The organism is Dapis purpurea BLCC-M126, from assembly GCF_050015975.1.
Classification (GTDB): domain Bacteria; phylum Cyanobacteriota; class Cyanobacteriia; order Cyanobacteriales; family Microcoleaceae; genus Trichodesmium.
This window is the reverse complement of the sequence record NZ_JBNHER010000208.1, coordinates 1-1,524: the sequence shown is the minus strand read 5'-3', so window position 1 is coordinate 1,524 and position 1,524 is coordinate 1. Positions and strand designations below refer to the sequence as shown.

Below are 1,524 nucleotides of genomic sequence, written 5' to 3'. Positions count from 1 at the left end.
TGGATATGGCGCAATTCGGAGCGGCTCTGTTAAGAGCGGGAAACCTCGCCATCCCTCAACCGCTTTTTCCCCTATCCAAGGTCCGGCTTTAAACCAGAATTATTTAATTATTAATAATTAATAATTAATAATTGGGAAAGAGGAAAGAGGGAAGATGTGGGGAGAAATAATAAAAAAAATTCAACACTCCTTGAGATAATTTTTCCTCATTCTTGATGCACGAAAAGACTTAACTTGCATAATTATATAGATATCAAATCGGTTCTATAAACAACGCGACAGTTTTTAACCTTAAATTACTGAGCGCGTCAAAGTTTTGAACCTATCAAATCTTACTTTTAACTTTTTCTTACTTTTGACTTTTGAATTTTAACTTTTGACTTTTACAAGGAATAGGATGAGATATAATCCAAATTTGGTAATAGTGTGGTGAATAGAATTTATGGCCTTAATTTTAATTACAGATGATGCAGCATTTGCCCGTCGAATGGTAAAAAAAGCTCTCAAAGAAGACAACCATGAAATTCTAGAAGCTGGTAATGGTAAAGAATGCTTGGAAATAGTTGCTACGAATTCTCCTGATTGTATTCTCCTAGATTTGTTAATGCCAGAACTTGATGGTTTTGGGGTACTAAAAAAACTTCAAGAGCAAGGCTCTAATATTCCTGTTATTGTATTATCAGCAGATATTCAAGATGCTGCCCGCGCTCAATGTGAAGAGTTAGGAGCTTTTACCATGTTACAAAAACCTCCAAAACCTCCTGAAATTAAAGAAGCGATTTCTCAAGCACTCCAAGCATAAAGGTGGAAATTTAAAGTGGTAAATCTCACAGACGAGCAACTTGATATCCTGACAGAGTTAATTAATGTTGGTATTGGCCAAGCGGCGAAAATGCTGAACGAAATGATAGAGTTTCGTATCCGCTTACAAGTGCCTTTGTTAGAGATACTATCAGGAGTTGAACTACAGGAGGTATTGAGCCAACGTTTAGGTCTCGATCCATTATCTTCAGTACAATTGAATTTTAGTGGGTCTTTTGCTGGTACAGCACAGTTAGTTTTTCCCACGGAAAGTGCAGCTAGTCTAGTTTCTGTCCTCACTGGAGAAGAAGTTGAAAGTCCCGACTTAGATGCCCTCAAAATTGGGACATTGACTGAAGTGGGGAATATTGTGATTAATGGTGTAATGGGGTCGATGAGTAATATGTTAGACCAGCCAATGGACTATGCTGTTCCTACTTATACTGAGGAAGATATTGGACACCTGGTACCGATGCGAGAACCTGAGAATTCTGTCCTTTTAGCCCAGGCCAGATTTGATGTTGAGGAGTTACAACTCAAAGGGGATATTATTCTGTTCTTTAAAGTGGGTTCTTTTCAGGATTTACTCACTGTCATCGAAAATTTTTAATGTGGCTTCATTAATGGATAATGGATAATGGATAATGGATAATGGATAATGGATAATTGATAATGGATAATGGATAATGGATAATGGATAATGGATAATGGATAATTGATAAT

Annotated in this window: 2 protein-coding genes; both read left to right on the top strand. The window is 36.9% G+C overall.

Features of this window, described 5'->3' with window-relative positions; translation table 11 throughout:
* The first annotated feature begins 442 nt into the window (after positions 1–442).
* Positions 443–802 (top strand): response regulator, encoded by a 360-nt coding sequence (locus ACP6PL_RS18200; protein WP_426546686.1) that lies wholly within the window; start codon positions 443–445, stop codon positions 800–802.
* Positions 803–817: 15 nt separating this feature from the next.
* Positions 818–1,411: a chemotaxis protein CheC gene (locus ACP6PL_RS18195; protein ID WP_426546685.1), complete on the top strand. Its 594-nt coding sequence runs from the start codon at positions 818–820 to the stop codon at positions 1,409–1,411.
* The last annotated feature ends 113 nt before the right edge of the window (positions 1,412–1,524 follow it).